At 64.0% G+C, this 18,068-nt stretch carries 15 protein-coding genes and 1 tRNA gene; 1 reads left to right on the plus strand and 15 read right to left on the minus strand.

The features are described 5' to 3' along the window. Positions 1-15: 15 nt before the first annotated feature. Both glmU and ACVXZ4_RS14565 read right to left on the minus strand, forming a co-directional pair. Positions 16-1,440: a bifunctional UDP-N-acetylglucosamine diphosphorylase/glucosamine-1-phosphate N-acetyltransferase GlmU gene (gene glmU, locus ACVXZ4_RS14560; protein WP_461795534.1), complete on the minus strand. Its 1,425-nt coding sequence runs from the start codon at positions 1,438-1,440 to the stop codon at positions 16-18. Between the two features lie 62 nt (positions 1,441-1,502). After that, positions 1,503-1,574: transfer RNA gene (locus tag ACVXZ4_RS14565), tRNA-Gln, on the minus strand. A 247-nt stretch (positions 1,575-1,821) separates the two neighbouring features. Here ACVXZ4_RS14565 and ACVXZ4_RS14570 point away from each other — a divergent pair. Next, the gene (locus ACVXZ4_RS14570; protein WP_461795535.1) at positions 1,822-2,313 is read left to right on the plus strand and encodes a MarR family winged helix-turn-helix transcriptional regulator; all 492 of its coding nucleotides are present in this window, start codon (positions 1,822-1,824) and stop codon (positions 2,311-2,313) included. On the opposite strand, the gene ACVXZ4_RS14575 is transcribed toward ACVXZ4_RS14570, so the two are convergent. The 13 genes from ACVXZ4_RS14575 to ACVXZ4_RS14635 all read right to left on the minus strand — a co-directional run bounded on the left by ACVXZ4_RS14575 (position 2,310) and on the right by ACVXZ4_RS14635 (position 18,060). Next, positions 2,310-3,101 (minus strand): lytic murein transglycosylase, encoded by a 792-nt coding sequence (locus tag ACVXZ4_RS14575; RefSeq protein ID WP_461795536.1) that lies wholly within the window; start codon positions 3,099-3,101, stop codon positions 2,310-2,312. The genes ACVXZ4_RS14570 and ACVXZ4_RS14575 overlap by 4 nt on opposite strands. Before the next feature lie 5 nt (positions 3,102-3,106). Continuing rightward, positions 3,107-4,012 (minus strand): phosphate ABC transporter ATP-binding protein, encoded by a 906-nt coding sequence (locus tag ACVXZ4_RS14580; RefSeq protein ID WP_461795537.1) that lies wholly within the window; start codon positions 4,010-4,012, stop codon positions 3,107-3,109. Between the two features lie 14 nt (positions 4,013-4,026). After that, entirely contained in the window at positions 4,027-5,004 is a 978-nt protein-coding gene (locus ACVXZ4_RS14585) for a sortase (RefSeq protein WP_461795538.1), read from the minus strand. Beyond that, entirely contained in the window at positions 5,001-5,771 is a 771-nt protein-coding gene (locus ACVXZ4_RS14590; RefSeq protein WP_461795539.1) for a hypothetical protein, read from the minus strand. Before ACVXZ4_RS14590 ends, ACVXZ4_RS14585 begins: the two co-directional genes overlap by 4 nt. Continuing rightward, complete coding sequence (locus ACVXZ4_RS14595) at positions 5,761-6,876, minus strand: hypothetical protein (RefSeq protein WP_461795540.1); 1,116 nt, start codon at positions 6,874-6,876, stop codon at positions 5,761-5,763. The genes ACVXZ4_RS14590 and ACVXZ4_RS14595 overlap by 11 nt, the downstream gene beginning before the upstream one ends. A gap of 143 nt (positions 6,877-7,019) precedes the next feature. Then, positions 7,020-8,093: a hypothetical protein gene (locus ACVXZ4_RS14600; RefSeq protein WP_461795541.1), complete on the minus strand. Its 1,074-nt coding sequence runs from the start codon at positions 8,091-8,093 to the stop codon at positions 7,020-7,022. A gap of 42 nt (positions 8,094-8,135) precedes the next feature. Next, positions 8,136-9,254, minus strand: coding sequence for a hypothetical protein (locus tag ACVXZ4_RS14605; RefSeq protein WP_461795542.1), 1,119 nt, complete (start codon positions 9,252-9,254; stop codon positions 8,136-8,138). 112 nt (positions 9,255-9,366) lie between these two features. Next, positions 9,367-11,865: a hypothetical protein gene (locus ACVXZ4_RS14610; RefSeq protein ID WP_461795543.1), complete on the minus strand. Its 2,499-nt coding sequence runs from the start codon at positions 11,863-11,865 to the stop codon at positions 9,367-9,369. Between the two features lie 328 nt (positions 11,866-12,193). Beyond that, the gene (pstS, locus tag ACVXZ4_RS14615; RefSeq protein WP_461795544.1) at positions 12,194-13,807 is read right to left on the minus strand and encodes a phosphate ABC transporter substrate-binding protein PstS; all 1,614 of its coding nucleotides are present in this window, start codon (positions 13,805-13,807) and stop codon (positions 12,194-12,196) included. Then, complete coding sequence (pstA, locus tag ACVXZ4_RS14620; protein WP_461795545.1) at positions 13,804-15,201, minus strand: phosphate ABC transporter permease PstA; 1,398 nt, start codon at positions 15,199-15,201, stop codon at positions 13,804-13,806. Before pstA ends, pstS begins: the two co-directional genes overlap by 4 nt. A 2-nt stretch (positions 15,202-15,203) precedes the next feature. Continuing rightward, positions 15,204-16,193 carry a phosphate ABC transporter permease subunit PstC gene (gene pstC / locus ACVXZ4_RS14625; protein WP_461795546.1) on the minus strand — a complete coding sequence of 330 codons (990 nt, stop codon included), beginning with the start codon at positions 16,191-16,193 and terminating at the stop codon, positions 15,204-15,206. 557 nt (positions 16,194-16,750) lie between these two features. After that, on the minus strand, positions 16,751-17,227 hold the full coding sequence (locus tag ACVXZ4_RS14630) for a hypothetical protein (protein ID WP_461795547.1): 477 nt from the start codon (positions 17,225-17,227) through the stop codon (positions 16,751-16,753). 149 nt (positions 17,228-17,376) lie between these two features. Continuing rightward, a complete protein-coding gene (locus tag ACVXZ4_RS14635) occupies positions 17,377-18,060 on the minus strand; it encodes a TMEM175 family protein (RefSeq protein ID WP_461795548.1) in 684 nt (227 codons plus the stop codon). Positions 18,061-18,068: the final 8 nt, after the last annotated feature.

Consider the following 18,068-nt stretch of genomic DNA (forward strand, 5'->3'; position numbering starts at 1 on the left):
TCGGTGAGGCGGGGATCAGCTCTCGGGCTCGGCGTCTGCGGCCGCTTTCGCTGCCGCCGTTCCGGCCCGATTCTGCTCGACCCAGCCCTCGACATTGCGCTGGGGAGCCACGGTCATCGCGAGAGCTCCGGCCGGCACATCCTTGCGCACGATCGTTCCCGCTCCGGTCTTGGCCCCGTCACCGATTCTAACCGGGGCGACGAAGACGTTGTGCGAGCCGGAATGCACGTGCGACCCGATCTCGGTGCGGTGCTTCACGAGGTCGTCGTAATTGGCGGTGATCGCACCAGCCCCGAGGTTGGTGCCCTCGCCGATGGTCGTGTCGCCGATGTAGCTCAGGTGCGGCACCTTCGACCCGGCGCCGATGGTCGAGTTCTTGGTCTCGACGAAGGTGCCGATCTTGCCCTTGTCGCCGAGATAGGTGCCGGGGCGCAGGTAGGCGAAGGGGCCGACGGTGGCGTTGGCCCCGATGACGGCGAGCGTGGCATCCGTGCGCTTCACGACCGCATTCTCACCGACCTCGCAGTCGACGAGGGTGGTGTCTGGCCCGATGATGGCGCCGCGTTCGATCGCGGTCGCACCCTTGAGCTGGGTGCCGGGAAGTATCTCCACGTCCTCCCCGATGCTCGTGGCGAGGTCGATCCAGGTCGTCGCGGGATCCTGGATGGTCACTCCGCCCAGCTGCCAACTGCGCACGATGCGCGCGTTCAGCTCCGCGGCGGCGGCGGCGAGCTGGGCGCGGTCGTTGATGCCCGCGACAAGCCAGTGGTCGGTCACCGGCACAGCCTCGATCAGGCCGCCGGTCGCGCGGATGCCGGCAGCGGCATCCGTCAGGTACTTCTCGTTCTGGGCGTTGTCGGTGCCGATTCTGGCGAGGGCCTCCCGCAGTGCGGACGCGTCGAAGACGTAGACCCCCGCGTTGACCTCGTTGATCTCGCGCTGCTCGTCGGTGGCGTCCTTCTGCTCGACGATCGACTCGAAGCTGCCGTCGCCGCCGCGCACGATGCGCCCGGCGCCGGTCGGGTCGGCGAAGTACGCGCTCAGCAGCGTCAGGGCGTTGCCGGCGAGGGCATGAGTCTGGATGAGCGCGTGCACGGTGGCCGCGTCGAGCAACGGGACGTCGGCGCTCAGCACGACCACGGATCCGACGAAATCAGCGGGAAGCCCGGCCATCCCGAGTTCCACGGCACGGCCGGTGCCGGGCGCCTCATCCTGGTCGACGATGATCGCCTGCGGAACGTGCTCGGTGATCACTGCCGCGACGGCATCCCGCTCATGGCGCACCACCGCGACGATGTGGGCGGCACCCAGTTCCTCGGCGGTGGCGAGCACGTGCGAGACCATCGGGATGCCCGCGATCGGGTGGAGCACTTTCGGCAGGGAGGACTTCATGCGCGTCCCCTGGCCCGCGGCGAGGATGATGATCGCGATGTCGGACATGGTGGGGCTCCCTCGCTCGGTAGTGCTGGTCGAGTCGCGCGCTCTCGCGCGTATCGAGACCGCTCCGCCTCCAGGATTCGAACCTGGACCGAACAGCTCCAAAGGCTGTCGTGCTGCCGTTACACTAAGGCGGAATTCGGACGGACCGTTCAACGACCGACCGCGACAATTCTGCCAGATGCGCCCGCGCCCCGGTGCCGACTCCTCCGCCTCGGCTGCGGGCGGGGTGTCGGCGTGGACCGTCGCAAATGCAGGAGAGCACGTGACGGGAGTCGACTCGGACGCCACATCCCTCACCTCCGTCACCCCCAGTCCTGCATTTCGGACGCACGGGGCGCGGCCGGCCGTGCACGCCACGATGACGGGCACGATAATGGACGGATGCCCGCACACGACGAAGTCGACCGAATCGTCGGGGCCTGGGTGCGTGAGCGTCCCGACCTCGACTTCGCGCCGCTGCAGGTGCTCTCCCGGGTGGGCCGTCTCGCCCGTCACCTCGACCGGGCCCGCCGCACCGCCTTCACGGCATCCGGTCTCGAGTCCTGGGAGTTCGACGTGCTCTCCGCTCTTCGCCGGGCGGGCTCGCCCTACCAGCTGAGCCCGAAAGCGCTGCTGCAGCAGACTCTCGTCTCCAGCGGCACGATGACCAACCGCATCGACCGGCTCGTGACGCGCGCGCTCGTGGAGCGCCGCACCGACCCGCACGACGGGCGGGGGATCCTGGTGACCATGACCACTGACGGACGTCAGCGTGTTGACACCGCGATCAGCACCCTGCTGGTGTCGGAGACCGAGCTGCTCGACGGCCTCTCCGCCGGGGACCAGGAGCGGCTCGCCGCCCTGCTGCGGAAGCTCAGCCTCGACTTCGACTAGAGGGAGTTGGCCACCCGCGCCACGTCGTCGACGTAGTGCTCCGAGTGGTTGTACGACAGCACCGCCCGACGCCAGCCGTCGACGGTCGACAGGTCGCCGGCATTGCAGAGGTACCGCGCCGCGGCGAGGGCCGCGTCGTCCAGCTGATTCGGATCCGACTGGCCGTCGCCGTTGCCGTCGGCGCCCCAGGTACGCCAGGTCTGCGGGATGAACTGGAACGCCCCGACCGCGTGATCCCAGACGACGTCGCCGTCCCAGGCTCCCCCATCCGAATCGTGGATGCCCGCGAACGCGCCGCCGTCGAGGGCCGGCCCGATGATCGGCAGGCTCGAGTACCCGTTGTCGCTCACGATCGCGCCGCCGTGCCGCCCATCGTCGGATTCGATGTGGCCGATCGCCGCGAGGGTGCTCCAGCCCAGGTGACATCGCGGCTTCTCCGCGGCGAGAGCGAGGGATGCCCCGGCGTAGGCCGCCAGCGCGCGCGACGGTATTCCGGTGGTCGCACCGACCCGCTGCAGCCAGGCCGGGTCTACACGAGACGCGATCGAGACTGCGGGCGCGAGGGGTGCGGGCGCGGCGGATTGAACTGGTGCGGGCGCCGCCGGGTCGACCGTGACGGTCGCGACGGTTGCGGTGGGAGCCACGACAAACGAGGATGCTGCCCCCTTCGGCGCACCCGACGACATCCACACTGTCAGCCCCCAGACCATCACCCCGACGAGAAGTGTCGCCTGAAGTAACGGCGCAACTGCTCGTCGCAGGAGCGACGCTCGAGTCGGCGTGCCCATTCCGGCTATCCGAATCGCCCGTTGACGTAGTCGAAGGTTCGCGAGTCGATCGGCTCGGAGAACATCGCCGCTGTGTCACCGTGTTCGACGATTCCTCCGGGGGTGCCCTGCGAGGCGAGGAAGAAGGCGCACTGCGACGAAACTCGCTGGGCCTGCTGCATGTTGTGAGTGACGATCACGATGGTGACGTCGTTGACGAGTTCCAGCATCGTCTCCTCGATCACTCGGGTCGAAGTGGGGTCGAGAGCCGAGCAGGGCTCGTCCATCAGGAGGATCCGGGGAGTCACGGCGAGCGAGCGAGCGATGCAGAGCCGTTGCTGTTGCCCGCCGGAAAGACCACCACCCGGCGCGCGAAGGCGGTCCTTGACCTCTTTCCACAGTCCGGCTTTGATCAGGCAGCTTTCCACGAGGTAGTCCCGCCGGTCACGATCGGCCCGCGTGCCCGTCAGCTTCAGCCCCGCAAGCACATTGTCATAAATGGACATCGCGGGGAACGGGTTCGGCTTCTGGAAGACCATCCCGATGCTCTTGCGCGCGTCGACCAGCTTTCGGTCGGAGTCGTAGATGTCCTGGCCGTCGATCAGAACTTCGCCCGCGAGGCTGGCCGATGGCACGAGCTCGTGCATCCGGTTCAGAATCCGCAGAAACGTGGACTTGCCACATCCGGAGGGCCCGATGAGTGAGGTGATAACCCCGGCCGGCATCGTGAGTGAGACCCGATCCAGCACCTGGTGATCGCCGAACCACGCGGAGATGTTTCGCGCCTCGAGTGAGGCCAGTGGCTCGGGGACGGATGCGGAGGCGCTCGAAAAGTCCGGCGCAGCCGGTGCGCCGCTTTCTCGCTTTGCTAAGGGATTTCTCGCTCGCCGCGTTACGGGCAAGACCTGCGTGGCGTCATTCGTCGTAGACATGAATAATCCTTGATTTATAGCAGGTTGGGGAGAAGAATGGTGACTTGATTGGCCGTGAACAACACCGCGAGAACCGACAGGGGAAGGAAGACGACCCACGTCTTCTGGGCGCCGATCTTGCGATACGCCCAAACCGCTGCTATCTCGACGAGCACGAGGAACTGGAGCGCGAACACGAGAGCCCAGATCGTGGAGGTATCCGATGCCATCGGCCGGTCTTGGACGGGCAGTCCCAGGAAAGTGGTCTGGCGCACACCGGCAGGCTTGGCGACCGTCGCCAACTGGGCGTCCACATAGGCGATTCCGGTGGGAATGTAGGCAGGGCCGCGAGCGGTCACGAGAGTCAGGCGACTCTGACTCGAGGTCGGCGACTTGAGGGTCGGGTCGCCCGCGTACCGAACCCCGACAACCCTGAACAGAAGATTTCCTTGCCCGGTGCGGACGTGGAACTCATCACCGGGAGCGAGCTCCTGAACGCGCGCAAACGGACCGCCGTACGCGGACGCTCGCCCCATCAATACGCTGATGCCAGCCTGTCCCGGAAGCACAGAATCGCGTCGGTGCCCGGGCCCGTTCTTGAGCACATCAGCCGAGGTGCCCTCAGAAATGACCTCGTGCACGCCAATCGACGGAATCGACAGGATGCCGACCGGCGATCCATCCACGAGCAGATGATTGTCGAAGTCGCCCTCGCTCACCGGAGCGGTGCCCGCCGCCAACTGCTCACGGTAGGCATTTGACAGCTGTTGCTGAGAAACCAGGTGCTGCACCTGGCTGAAGACAGCGACATTAAGCACGAACGCAATCAGCAAGGCCGAGACGACCGTCAACATGCCGCGAACGACTATTTCGCCGTGAGACAGAACCATTTTTTTCTTTGGCGGAGTGGGTGGCCGGCGGGGGCGATTCGGCGGCTTGGGGAGCCGTCCAATCTTGGGCGGCTTGGATTCCTGTGAGACAAGCACCGAAGACATCTCCTTCGTCACAGTCACGCGATGCCCTTGGTCAGGGGGGCGAGCCGCAGAGCCCACACGAGTCTTCCTAAAACCAAGAGACCGAGGCCCAACAGCCCGACGCTGCCCGCGAGAAGGGGAGGAACGAAGATGTAAGAGTCTCGGGTGACAGGTTGGAGCGTGACTCCATCCACGGACTTCGGCGGGGTGACCGTGGCATGTGCGTGGAGCACTGTCCATTGGCCGAGGCCATCCATCAGGACGGTGACGATGCGCGTCTCGTTCGGGCGCAACCGATCGATGCGCACACCCTTCACGTCAGAGACTGTGTTGCCGAGCGTCGTGTCGATCCAGAATCGGGCCGAGGAACTGAATGTCGTCTTCGACACGTTACGCAAGGTGAGATGGAGCAGCACCGCGCTGTGAGCGGGGTTGATAGACCAGACGTACTCTGAAGTAACTCCGCTCAGGTACAACACACCCCCCAGATCGAGGTCCCCGGGCTTCGGGGTCGAGGAGGGAGTCAACGACGGCGTCGGGCCGGGGTTTCCAGCGCCGACTCCCCCGCTGACTCCTGAGCCAGCACCCGTGCCACCGTTCGAACCCGATCCAGTGTTGCCCAGGGCAGAGTCGCCTCCGTTCTGGTCAGTGGGACCGACCGTGACCGTGAGCCCGGACCCGCCATCGATGTCGTCAGCCGAGGCGATACCCGCGGCAGAGATCCCGCCGAGCACGAGAGTCACTGCCAGGGCAGCGGTGAGTGCCGTCGTGCGTCGCCAGCTGCTGGGCCCGGATCTATTTCGCATGTGACGAGGGCGGTTCCGGAGAATCGGAGATCGCTATCGAGTTAGCGCCGACAAGCTCGGATTCGTCTCCGTACTTGCGCTTTGCTTCCGCTTCCATCTGCTCGATCCACGCCGCGGCATTCTTATCGTTTCTCTTGCGTCGGATGACCAGGAAAGGCCAGACTGCCGCGGCGATCACCAACAGAATGATCAGCCACCACGGCGGAACGAACAGAACGGTGTCCCGATCGATCTCGCGGAGCGGGCCGGGATCCAGCGCGTCCTTCTCAACTGTGGGAAGGAGATGAATGTAGGGATTCAGATAGCCGAGTTGACCCACTCCGGGCACACTCATCGTGATCACGCGGCTGGCACCCGGCAACAGCTCGCCGATCGACGCGCGTCGGATGGACGACGCTCCGATGCCGAAGTACGTGTTAACACCGACGACGGCGTTGGCCGCCAGCGCGACGTTCCCGTTGTTCTTCACCGTGAATACGAGAGAGGTCGTGCCGGTGAAGGGATTCAGCTGGCCGGCGTACTTGGCGGCGATGTTCCCCACAGTAAGGGTGGCCTGTAAAGCACCCGGAACTCTGACGTACAGGCGAGTGGCAACTCGCCGATCGACGAGGACCTGGCCGCTCGGCGAGAGGACCGAGATGACCAACCCTGCCGCATGGTCCCCCGGCGAAGCATCCGCCGGCACGGTGAGGGTGAACGGGACCAGCTGGCTGGCTCCCGCCGCGATCGGCAAGGAAAGAGCCTTCGCTCCACCGGCGAAAGTCACCCAGGCGCCAGAATCCTCAGCCTTCGCGTCGGTATCGAGCAGTCCGTACCCGCCGTCAGGGGTGTTGAAGGCGTCGGTTGCGAAGACCGTCATGGTCTGTGAGGTCGTGCCCGTATTCCGCACGAGGTATCCGTCCTGGAGTTGCTGTCCAGGAGAGATCTGGTAGCTGAATCTCGACCGTCCGTCAGCGCCCGTTTCATTGGCCGGAGCTCCGGAGATACCGTTCGTGTCCTCAGCATTCGCGGCCGAGCCGGAGAAGCCAGTCGCCAGAAAAAGAGAGGCGAGAAGCAGCGCGATTAGTCGGACGTGCGTCCGGGCAAATTTCGGGTAAAGGTGCACAGTACTACTATCCAAGTTCAGTTGGCGGGAACATCTGTCGGGAGTGAACGCCAACTTAACAGCGTGGTAGCAGTTGGCGGTTCGGGCAGACCAAGAGGGAGGAATCGCAGCTTCTGCGATCCCTCCCCCTCAGTAAAGTGCTCCTACTTCGAGGCCAGCGTGATCGTGAGCTTCGAGGTGTAGGTGCCGGCCGGCGCCGTTGCCGGAGCAACGAACTTCAGGTCGGCGCCGAGCACGGTGGTGCCGACTGTCGGGCTGGCGTCTGCCGACGCAAAGGCGGCCGGGTAGACGGCAGATCCGGCAACCTGGGCAGAACCGGCGGTCGCGCCCGTGCCGTTCGCCGTCACAACCTTCGGAGTGATACCGAGCTGCTTCTTGTCGATGGTGTTGGTGCCGCTGACGAAGTTAGCGACGGTGCTGGTGAGGGTCCAGCCAGGGTGTGACACAACACGGTCGTCCTGAACCGAGAAGTTGCCGAGCGTAGCCGTCGAGGTCGACAGCTTCGTGATCGGGTCGAGAACGGCCGCACCAAAGGTGGTGGTCGCGTTCGCCGGCGAGATCAGGTTGAGCGCTCCATCGACTGCCGCCGTAGTGGTGACGGACAGGTTCTGGTCGAACGAGCCACTCGGCGGGGTAACGACGACCGGGCCATCCGGCACATCGAACGTGTACGCGCCGGTGCCAGCCGTGATGTGGATGGTGGCGAAGGACTCGGTCGTCGTCGGGCTGATCAGGGTGACACCGTTGTTCTTGAGGAACGCGATTCCGATGCTGTAGTCACCGCCTGCGGCCTTGACCGCAGCGGGTGTGCCGTCGGTCAGGCTGCTCGGGTCGATACGCGGAAGCCAGACGTTCTTCGTTCCGGGCTGGAAGCCGTCCAGGTGGCTCGCCTTCCACAGGGACTTGTTGCCCTCGCTGCCGATCGGTGCCAAGAAGACCACGGCGGACTCGGCGTCGGACGGGCCGACGAAGACCTCATTCGGCGACGTGACGTCCCCAGTTGAGCCGTTCACATTCGGAGACGCGACGTACTGGGAGTCCCAGGCGTGCGTACCGGCCGCGACCCGCTGTCCATTGTTGGCGTCGAGGAAGTAGACGGGCCCGACCGAACCGGTGGGGACCGGTGCAGCCTGCGCGGACGTAACGGACGCGCCCACGATCGACGCGGCGATCGCGCCGGCGAGGACCACGTAGGTTGCCTTGTTGATTTTGAACATTTTCATTGCCTTTCTAGGGGTTAGGAGAATGAAATGAGTGGATTAAAGGGCCGCGAAAGCGCGCTGGGGCGTCGTCGTGGAGGGAGCGAGGAAGCCGAACTTCTTCTTGGCCGCACCGGAAGTGCTGGCGAAGGTGCCGAAGTTGGTCAGACTCTGGGCGACGGTCGGGTCGAGCAGGTTTGCCAGATTCGCGTCGAACTTCGGGTCGGCAGAGTTGACTCGTGCGAACTCGACGACCAGGTAGGTGTCGCGACCGAACGAGGTGTCGTCGTAGTACGTCTTGTTCGGCACGAGAGCGGATCCGGTGCCAGTGAACGGAGGCGTGCCGGAACCGAGCGGGCTACCGAGCAGCACGCCGGTGGTTCCGATCGTGTTCACACCAGTCACGCCGTTGGACTGCGCAACCCAGCTCGCCACCGAGAAGGGGATGATGTCGCCGGCGGCGAGAACCGTGGCGTCGTTCTCCGCGGTGGCGTTTCCCACGTCACTGACACCGGGTGCGACGGTGGTGCCTGCCGCGTAGCCGATCGCCGGGAGGAAGAAGTTGCGCGTTCCCGAACCGGTCTGGGGAAGGCGAGGCCGCACAGCCACACCGTCGATGGTCGTGCTGGTTCCGTCGTAAACCGCCTTGAGCTGCGCCGCCGTTAGAGTGGCCCAGGCTGCGGTGCCACCCTTATAGGCGTACGCCACTGCGTCGCGAGCGTAGGGGATGTAGGTGAGGAGGCCGGCAGCGTTGGCGTTGCCGCCGGGGCCACTGGAGGAGCGGGCGATGTCCACCTGGCCGGTGATGACCTTAGCCGGGGTGGAGTTGGTGCCGCCAGGAGCGTAAGCGTTTCCGGTGACCGAGGCGCGAAGCGCGTTGACTCCTGCACCAGATCCGGCTGGGCGGCCGAAGAACGTGCCACTCGGCTTCGTCTGGATTGCGGCCGATCCGAAGGCATCGAATGAGCCGATGGTGGTGCCCCCGCTGGTGACGCGCAGAGCGGCTCCACCGACTGAGGTGCCGTTGATCAGAGCGTTTGCCGAGTCCTGAAGCGTGTCAGAACCGACCAGTACATAGCTGTTTGAGACCGGCTCGGCGGACGCCGAGTTTGCGAATGCAAGACCCGCGAGGGCCACACCGATGACCGTGCTGATAGCGACAGCCTTCTTCATCTTCACTTGGATTCGTTCCTTTTTTTATGAGGGAGGTATCGAGTCATCGCAAGTGCGATGGCGTCGACTTGGCACCGGTCCGTCGAGATATACCGGGCAGGGTCCAAGATTTTGGGGATCACAGGCGTCGCCGGATCCGGGTGATTACTGGAACGAGGAGTGCGCTGAGAAGCCCGGCGAAGAGGCTTCCCGGAATCGCGGCACCGAGAGCATCGAGCTGGGGATCTTTCGGCGTCGCCGACCCCGCCAAGCCCACGATGGCGTTGCCGGTAGCGCCCGGGTTGGTCGCGGACGCAGCGGCCACGGCGGGACTCTCCGCCTGCGATCCGGTCGTCGAACCACCGACAGATGAACCGTCGCCAGAGGTCGAACCCGCGGCGTCGGCCACCGGCGAGTCCGGCACGCCCGACTGGATCGAATTGGCAGCGGCAAGAGCTTGGTCGCGCCATCCACTGGGTAGCGGCGCGTATCCCTCGGGGAGCTGTCCGAGTTGGTCTCCGGCCACCTGCCCAGCACCGACCGCATACCGGATGAAGTCGGCATAACTGCGTCGCAGCGCGCTGTCCGCCATGGCCGGGCTGACCGCGGCATAGATCGGCATCGTCAGCGGATAGGCCGTGAGCGCGCCTTTTGCTGCGGTCGAGGTCGGGTCGAAACCGTAGACACTCGACGAGCTGGAAGAGGCTGTCATCGCGGCTGCGCCCGCCGAGAGAGAGGCGGAGGACGGCGCGACAAAGGCGCCTGCAGGATTGAGAAGAGATGCCGTGACGACCTGGTACTTGGCTGCCGAGGCCGTATCGGTGAGACCGAGGACACGCTGCACTCCCGGAAGGCTCCGGATGGACTTTGTGTATTTGGGCGGGGTTGATGTGGGATCCCACCCCCCAAGCACCTGCCCGTCGCCGCGGAGGGTGAGGTACGCGCTCGTATCGAGGTCGCTCACATACGGTCGCCAGGTGACCGAATTGATCGCGGCAACAGTTCCTGCCGCTGGCTGTTCGACCGGGTCCGCTTTGGGAAAGTCGGATCTTGGCAGCTCGACCCCCACGGTGGACGGGTTCTTCGTGGCGTTCGTCGAACTCCAGGGGTTCACGACCATCCCCCACTTGTCCGGTGCTCCTGCCAGCCAGGCCGTGGCCTCGGGGTCGGACAGGATGTACTTCCACAGGGTCGTAGCCGCATCAGACCGACCTTGCGGCACGAGTAGATCGGAGAGCGAAGGACTCACGAGGGACTGGGTTGCCCAGTCGGGGTTTACGGCGAGGAACTCGGGGTCGAGGACGATGTTTCGCGGATTGTGCCCGGGCTCGCTTGCGCTCACATAGTTGAGTTTGGATCGATCGGCACCGTACGGAAGAGAGTCGATGTACGAGCTGGTCAGCAACTTCGCAAGTAGTCGCGGAGTCAGTTTCATCTCCGCGAACGGGAGGCGCGCCTGCTGTAACTGGTCCGGGGTCGCAGATCCAGCAACACTCGGCTCACGATCCACCGCGAATCCGATAGCCAATCCGCTGATCGCGACGGGAGCATAGGCGAGGGTGTCGGACTGCTCGGGAGTGACCGACAGCGGCAGCGAGGTCAGCGCCATCGGCGCCACGACCGAGCCGTTCGCGCTTGCTGCCGCATCCGATTCGTTTCCGGTGAGGATCGAGTAGATCGACCCACCGCCGGCGTTGCATAGCGTCGGCTGCCAGGACGCGACAGCTCCCGCGATGAGCTCGCTCCCCGCCAGCTGGCGCTCGGCGGCGCCCACAGCGCAGTGAAGTCCGATCGGCCTGAAATCGAGCTTGACGGCAAGACGGTGCTTCCAAGAGTCGTAGAAGAGACCGGATTGGGTGATGTTCGTGGCGCCCCCGTCGGAGGTACCACGAGGGATCACTACGAGCCAGCATGACGAACCGGTGACGGTCCCGTCCGTCGCGGTGATCGGACTGCCGCATCCGAGACCCGGCGACTGCTGGGCAGTCTGAATCTCGAATTTCGTCGACCCGGTTCCCTTTGCGCTCGAGCCGGCCCAATTCACTTCGTTCGAGGTGTTCGCGGTGAAGAACTGGTTCGTATTCACATCGACCGAATCGATCTTCTTGTTGCCGACGACCGATGCAACGACTTCGTGCTTCCCGTTGTCACCGACGGTCGCTGATGTGAATGGGATCGAGGTGTAGGTCGGGTCGAAGAATCCGGACCCAATCGAGGTGTATTGCCGATCTTCGGGCGACACAACATCAGCCGACGCGCGGAAACTGTCCCGCGTCGTCCCCGGGGTGAGAAATGCCCCATATTGGCAGGTAGTCCGGTCCGGCTGTCCGGGATTCGCTGGGTCGTCGCCACCGCACTGCATGATCTGGAGGAAGTTCTCGCCTCCCGTCTGGCTCGACGGCACTGTCGACTTCTTGCCCCCGCTCCAACTCACGACGATGCCTTGGGAGATCAGGTTCTTGGTTTGCGAGACTGTCACCCGGAGGTTCGGCGCCGGCGAGGTCGTGTCGCTTGCAGGAGTCGAGACGGTCGCAGCCGAGGAGTCACTGGCGTTCGCCGACTCGCGCGAGAAGCCGATGGCTGTGGAGGCGGCTCCGAAGATGATTGCGACAAGAGCGCCGGTGGTGACCGAGGTCAACCAGGCACTTCGCGGCCGGGATCGCGAGGGGATTTGCACTGCGTACTCCAAGATGATTCCCAGCGGGTACTGGGCACGGGTCGAAATTATGGGTGGCTGGTTTCGGGATGATGAACAGATCGGGTACTACCGTTCCCCATTGCGCATCGCGCTGGGGCATGGGTTTCGAGGCGTCCGACGCGCGCCGAAGGCGGCCTTCTCACAACGGGTGAAAGCCGGGTCTTCAGCGAGGCGGGTGGTGCCGGAATTGCTGGCCAGAGGCCGCTATCGCCGACCCCCTACCGCTAGTGCTCTGGGGCGAAAATGGCGGATCGGCGCGGGCGGCACGTCAGTCCCGCTCCGGCAAAGACCGGCGGAGCCGCCGGGAGAGCAACGGAGGCAAGACGATGGCCAGGACCAGCAGTGCCCCCGCCCCGAGCATCAGCATTTGCTCCCCGCCGAATGTGGAGCTTGCGAGCGTAAACGGCGTCGAGACGGCCGCCGACCCCCCGCCTGCCGAACCGCTCACCAACGCACCGTTCGCATCGTAGGCAGGGACATCCGGCGCTGTCGAGACGGCACCCGGCGTTACCGAAGAGCCCGCTCCCGCGCTTGCGGTCGCTCCCGCCGCAGTGCCACCCTTCCCGGTGCCCGTCACAGCAGTCGAGATCGCGGCGGCACCGGCGGTTCCGTTGGTGCACTGGTTGGGGCCCAGTTTGTCACAGTCCGCCGGCTGCGGTGCAGTCACCGCGAGCTGATTGTTTGCGGGAGAGTCACCCTTCTTGAAGGTCGGGTTGTTGCAGGAGTTCGGATCGACATTGGCCGATCCTGCTCCGGGTATTCGCTTGATCTGGTCGAAGCCTGCAAGCACGAGGTTCATGGGAAGCGGCGAGTATCCCAGGGCGGCGGCCTGCTGCTGGCCTTCGCACAGCATGTAGCTCCCGAAGGCGCCTAACGTCCCGCCCTTGGCCGTGGTGAAGATTCCCCCGACCTCTGTCGGCACGATCATGTAGGAATAGCTCGACAGCGGGTAGGTTCGCTTGTCAGCGTTGTTGTACACCCCATCGAGGATCTGGGTCAGGTAATCGGGAGAGGACGGGGTCGTGTTGATCCCTGCTTTCAACAGCGCCACCGCAACCGACGGTGCCGTGGGCTCCACGTAGTAGCCGGACGAGTTGAGGACCTTCGCAACCGGAAAACCCGACTTGAGCGCGTAAGAATACTCGACGTAGGTAATTGCACCCTCTCCATAGGCCTGGCTGACGTAGCCAGCCACGCCGAGGGATCCGCTCTGGGCCTTCGCGTTTCCCTTCATCGGGTACTGCGAAGTGAGCCCAGACCGTCCCGAAAAGGCACTCCAGAGCGCCGGGAACTGCTTGGACATCCAGAGGGTGAACTGCGCAGTCGAACCAGACCCGTCTGAGCGAACGACCGGCACGATCGGCTTGTTGGGCATGGCCAGGCCCGGGTTGTCGGCCTGGATCTGGGCATCGTTCCAGTTAGTGATCTTTCCGGTGAAGATCTTGGTGATCGTTTCCCCGCCGAGCCTCAGATTCGAAACGCGCTTTCCGCCGATCTTGAGGTTGTACATGAAGGACGTACCTCCCGCGACGATGGGCATATACGCGAAGCCGCGAGGCGGCTTTTCTGGCGCAGACCCGTCTTCGGGTGAACTCTGGAAAGGGATCTCGCTGACGGCGAAGTCGACGGTGCCGGCAATGAAGTCGCGTCGCCCAGCGGATGATCCGGTTCCCGAATAGTTCACTGTCATTCCATAGTTGGCCGCAACGTTCTTGCGCCACTGGTCGAGAGCGTTCTGAGACCAGGTCGACCCAGTACCGCTGATCGGAACGTAGGTCGCGGCGAGGGCGGACTGGGGAGATGCGGCTGCGGCGGATCCGGCAAAGACGGTCGCGGCAAACAAAATCGCAATGAAACGGATGAGTCGGGTTCGCGGCGTCACGGAGACGTCTCCTCGGGGTTCGAAGTGGGTGTCTTGGGGGATTTGTTCGACTCGCCGGAAGAGACTGCGATCGGGCTGTGAGATGGCGCGGTCGCCATGTCGGCAAAAAGAACTCCGCCAGAAGGATTTCGGGGCGCGAGGAGCGTTGGCTCTGCCGTCATGCGCGCCAAGTCTTCCGCCGAAGCCGCCGCCACCCGTCTACGCTGCGCGTTCGTGAGTTGCCCCGGCCCGCGGCCGCCGAAGATCCGGGCAACGGTGAACAGCGCCAGCACCAGCAAGAGCAGGACGGCTGCGGTACCGAATCCGCGAGCAACCATGTTCGGCTCCGGTGACTTGACGAAGTCGAACACCTGCAGCGGAAGCGAGATCATCGGACCGGAGAAAGGATTGAGGTTCATCACGGACGTGATCCCCGACGTCAGCAGCACCGGTGAGGTCTCGCCGATTCCGCGTGCCGTGCCCAGGATGACCGCAGTTACGAGCCCGGAGCGGGCCGTCGGGAGAACGACGTGCCACACCGTGCTCCAGCGAGTCGATCCGAGGGCATAAGACGCCTCACGAAGGTTTCCGGGGACCAGCCGCAGCACCACATCCGAAGCGCGAATGACGATGGGCAGCATCATCACAGTGATGGCCATTGCGGCTGCGAATCCCGAACGCTGATGCGTTATCAGCTGGATTATCGCGGCATAAACGAACAACCCGGCAACGATAGACGGGAGAGCCGTCATTGCATCTGCGATCGTTCGCACAAACCTAGCGAAACGCCCGCCGATCTCGTTGAGAAATACAGCTGTTGTGATCCCGAGCGGCACCGTGATCGATAACGCTATGCCGATCTGAATGAGCGATCCGACGATCGCGTGAAGGATTCCGCCCGCCGATAACGGGTCAAGCGGTCCGGCCAACTCCATCGTTTGTGTGAAGAAGTTGAGGTGGGGCAGTGCCTCGCGGCCACGGATCAGAGCGTACGCGACGACGAAGATGAGAGAACCGAAGAGAATCACTCCCGCGCTGACCAGCAGCGCAGTCATCACGCGGTCTTTCACTTCCTGTCGATCGGACCGAAGGGCGACCAACAGGATGTAGAAGCCCAGGAAGGAAAGGAACGCCACCACCACCCACCCGATACCGCCGGTCAGAGGGGTGAACCAGCCGAACAACAGGGTGGTGAGCGCGACAGCGGCGAGTGCGGCACCGATGAGGTTGAACTTCTCATCGAGCGTGGCTTTGCGAAGAGAACGCCGTGCGCCGACGGCGATTCCCTCCGTAGTGGGGATGCTCGTCAGTGTTGACCCTGCATCGCGCAGCCCCGGTTCCGCGAGTGGTTCGAAGTCGTCCTGGGCGTCGACGGGATCGACACGGGTGGTGCGGTCTTCGAAGACTGTTGACACGATCAGCCTGTCTCTGCGCCCGACCGCGACCGAGCCACGATCGAGGATGCGGTGAAGTTGACGATGAGGGTGATGATGAAGAGCACGAGCCCGGCGGCCATGAGGGCAGAGAGCCCGAAATCGCTCGCTTCGCCATATCGGAGCGCGATGAGGGCGGATACCGAGTTGGTGCCGGTCTTCAGTAGCTGCCAATTGATAGTGAAAATCGGCGAAATGATCATGTAGACGGCAATCGTCTCGCCCAGGGCGCGCCCGAGACCGAGCATGGTGCCGCCGATGATCCCGCCCTTTCCGAACGGGATCACCACCGTTCGGATCATTCCCCAGCGGGTGGATCCGAGCGCGAGAGCACCTTCGCGCTCTCCGATAGGCGCTTGCGAGAACGCTTCACGCATAACGGAGGTCTGTGTGGGCACGACCATCAAGCCGACGACGATTCCCGCGATGAAGGCGGAGGAGGTGAAGGCGCTGGCCTCCGACAGTGGATGACCCGTGGCATCCGAGACCCGGAAGATCGGTATCCACGCGAAATAGGTGGAGATCCACTGGGAGACCGGAATCACGTTGGCTTGAAGGAAGAACAGGCCCCAGAGTCCATAGACCACGCTGGGAACAGCCGCCATCAGGTCGACCATCGATACCAGGAATGACTTGAGTTGCCCCCCGACCACTTCGGAAATCAGGAGGGCCGTGCCGAGAGCGAGGGGCACGGCGACGCACATCGCGATGATTGCGATGGTGACGGTTCCGAACAGGATCGCCGCGATGCCGAACACCCGAGTCTCGGGTGACCACTGCTGCACGACGAGGAACGAGAATCCCGAGACCTTGAGAGCATCCGCCGCACGGAGAGAGAGGAAGAGCCCGACCGCGAGCATGATGCCGACGGTGGTGACTCCCGCTGTGAACGTGACAGCCTTGAATGCGGAGTCGGACCGGGACGGGGCGGAGACGAGTGATCTGCGCCCGAGAGCGGCGTCTGTCTTGCTCATCGGCGCCCTCCTTCAGGCTCGACGCAGCTATTCGGGTTGCTGCTCGCCCGATCATCGAGGCCGAAGGTGAACGGAACGAGTCCCTTATGTGAAGAGCGGCTGGACGACGTATGAGCCGCAACTCTCCATATCCCCCGATCATCATGGGGGCTCCTCGGTCTTGGCTCGCGGACCTCGCTGACGGCGAAGTGTTGACCGGCGTTGTCGGCGTCGGGTTCGTGGTCGGAGTTGTCGTTTCCGGCTCCGCGACCTCGATGAAAACTGCCGAGCCGACCGTCAAACGCCGGAGTCCCCTGGCTGCTTCGCGTGACGGTGTAGCGTGCCCGTTCGGGGCTGCCAGGTGGCATCCGGCGGGCACGAAGCCTGCACCAGGGATCGCTAGGACGGCATCGGACACAGTGAGGCGGATTACTGGGGGTACGGCAGCGGACCCCGACGCGACCGGCCCTTCGTATCTGAGTCGCCTAGGGTGGACCTGCAGCGCGATAGTGCGATTGATCGAGCAGGCATAGGCCTTGAAGACCGATGCTGATCCCCCGACCGCGTCATTGGATCGCTCACCAAACCGGGCTGCCGATTTCCGACGGCACAAGTCGGGTGCCGGGCCGAAGGACCGCCACGGACAGTGACATCACGACGAGTTCCATCGAAGATCGACGATCTCGCTCAGTCGAATACCATCTCGCACAGGTGAGAGCAACGCCCCCATCGACCGACGCGTACCACCCGTAGAGACCCCGAAGCTTGTCGAACACCAGCTTGAACTGCATCTCTTGAGACAGGGATTGGAGGCGCGCGGTGTCTTCTATCGCTTCCTGCAAGGCGCCGTGGACGTTAGCCCCGCGAGCCAACATTCGATTGTTGGGGGACATCAGATGCCACACGTACGCACCTGCGTCGGCGGCTTCGACTGGCAGGGCGGGGCGGTCGGCTTCATGGCCGACGACGCGATCGAAGTGGTCGATCCACAGCTGGAGTTTCGGGCTCCGCGCTGTTGCAAAGCGCATAAAAACTATGCGAGAACCGACCGTCATGGTTCGGATTCCTTCGTGCTCGGGTAAGCACCCTGGGTGGGCACGAGAGGATTCAATATTTGGTGCTTGAACGCCTGCCCTCAAGGACGTTGCCAGCAACCTGCGCAGAGGTGAACAACAGGCGCTGAATTTTCAGCAGGCTGAACTTCTCAAAGTGGAAGCCGCTTTTTTCCCCTCCGTCGTGGCTCGTAGCGGCCGACGATGATATTTATCGGCACGAGCAGAATCCACGAATAGAGCGACCAGACGGCCCCGAACGCGATCCCGACCGGGATCGAGAGCAGGAATACTGTCGGCACCGGAAGCAGATTGCGCCGGACGTAACGGTACATTCCGAGGTCCACCCGCTCGTCGAGGAAGTGGTGGCGGTGGGCGTACGACCACAGGCTGAACTGAAGAAGGCTGAGGATGGCCACGTTGCCCGCATAGAGGATCACCGCCGGCATCGAGCTTCCGTACTCGCTGATCAGGCTGGTGGGGAAGGGCAGGAAGGCGATGAAGAAGAGAAGAAGGAGGTTCAGCGACATCAGGCGGCCGTCGAACCGGCGGATCAGCGCGAACTTGCGGTGGTGGGTGGCCCAGTTGCTCGCGATCACGGCGAAGCTGAGCGCGTAGGCGAGGAACTGCGAGAACTCGGCGCCGAGGGCATTCCACACTTTCGGATCCAGTTGCGCCTGGGTCACCGATGGCCCGTTGGCGATCGTCGGCACGGTGATGTCGATCACGAGAAGAGTCATCGCGATGGCGAACACCGCGTCGCTGAAGAACTGCAGCCGATCGGAGTTCGTGCCGTTGCCGAGGAAGCGGTCGTAGGCCCGGTTCGTGTCCCCCATGGCTCCAA

This window comes from Lacisediminihabitans sp. FW035, assembly GCF_054880895.1.

Bases quoted from the DNA above. Each gene is read 5' to 3' on its own strand.
- glmU (WP_461795534.1), bottom strand. From the start codon at position 1,440: ATGTCCGACATCGCGATCATCATCCTCGCCGCGGGCCAGGGGACGCGC.
- ACVXZ4_RS14570 (WP_461795535.1), top strand. From the start codon at position 1,822: ATGCCCGCACACGACGAAGTCGACCGAATCGTCGGGGCCTGGGTGCGT.
- ACVXZ4_RS14575 (WP_461795536.1), bottom strand. From the start codon at position 3,101: ATGGGCACGCCGACTCGAGCGTCGCTCCTGCGACGAGCAGTTGCGCCG.
- ACVXZ4_RS14580 (WP_461795537.1), bottom strand. From the start codon at position 4,012: ATGTCTACGACGAATGACGCCACGCAGGTCTTGCCCGTAACGCGGCGA.
- ACVXZ4_RS14590 (WP_461795539.1), bottom strand. From the start codon at position 5,771: ATGCGAAATAGATCCGGGCCCAGCAGCTGGCGACGCACGACGGCACTC.
- ACVXZ4_RS14600 (WP_461795541.1), bottom strand. From the start codon at position 8,093: ATGTTCAAAATCAACAAGGCAACCTACGTGGTCCTCGCCGGCGCGATC.
- pstC (WP_461795546.1), bottom strand. From the start codon at position 16,193: ATGAGCAAGACAGACGCCGCTCTCGGGCGCAGATCACTCGTCTCCGCC.
- ACVXZ4_RS14630 (WP_461795547.1), bottom strand. From the start codon at position 17,227: ATGACGGTCGGTTCTCGCATAGTTTTTATGCGCTTTGCAACAGCGCGG.
- ACVXZ4_RS14635 (WP_461795548.1), bottom strand. From the start codon at position 18,060: ATGGGGGACACGAACCGGGCCTACGACCGCTTCCTCGGCAACGGCACG.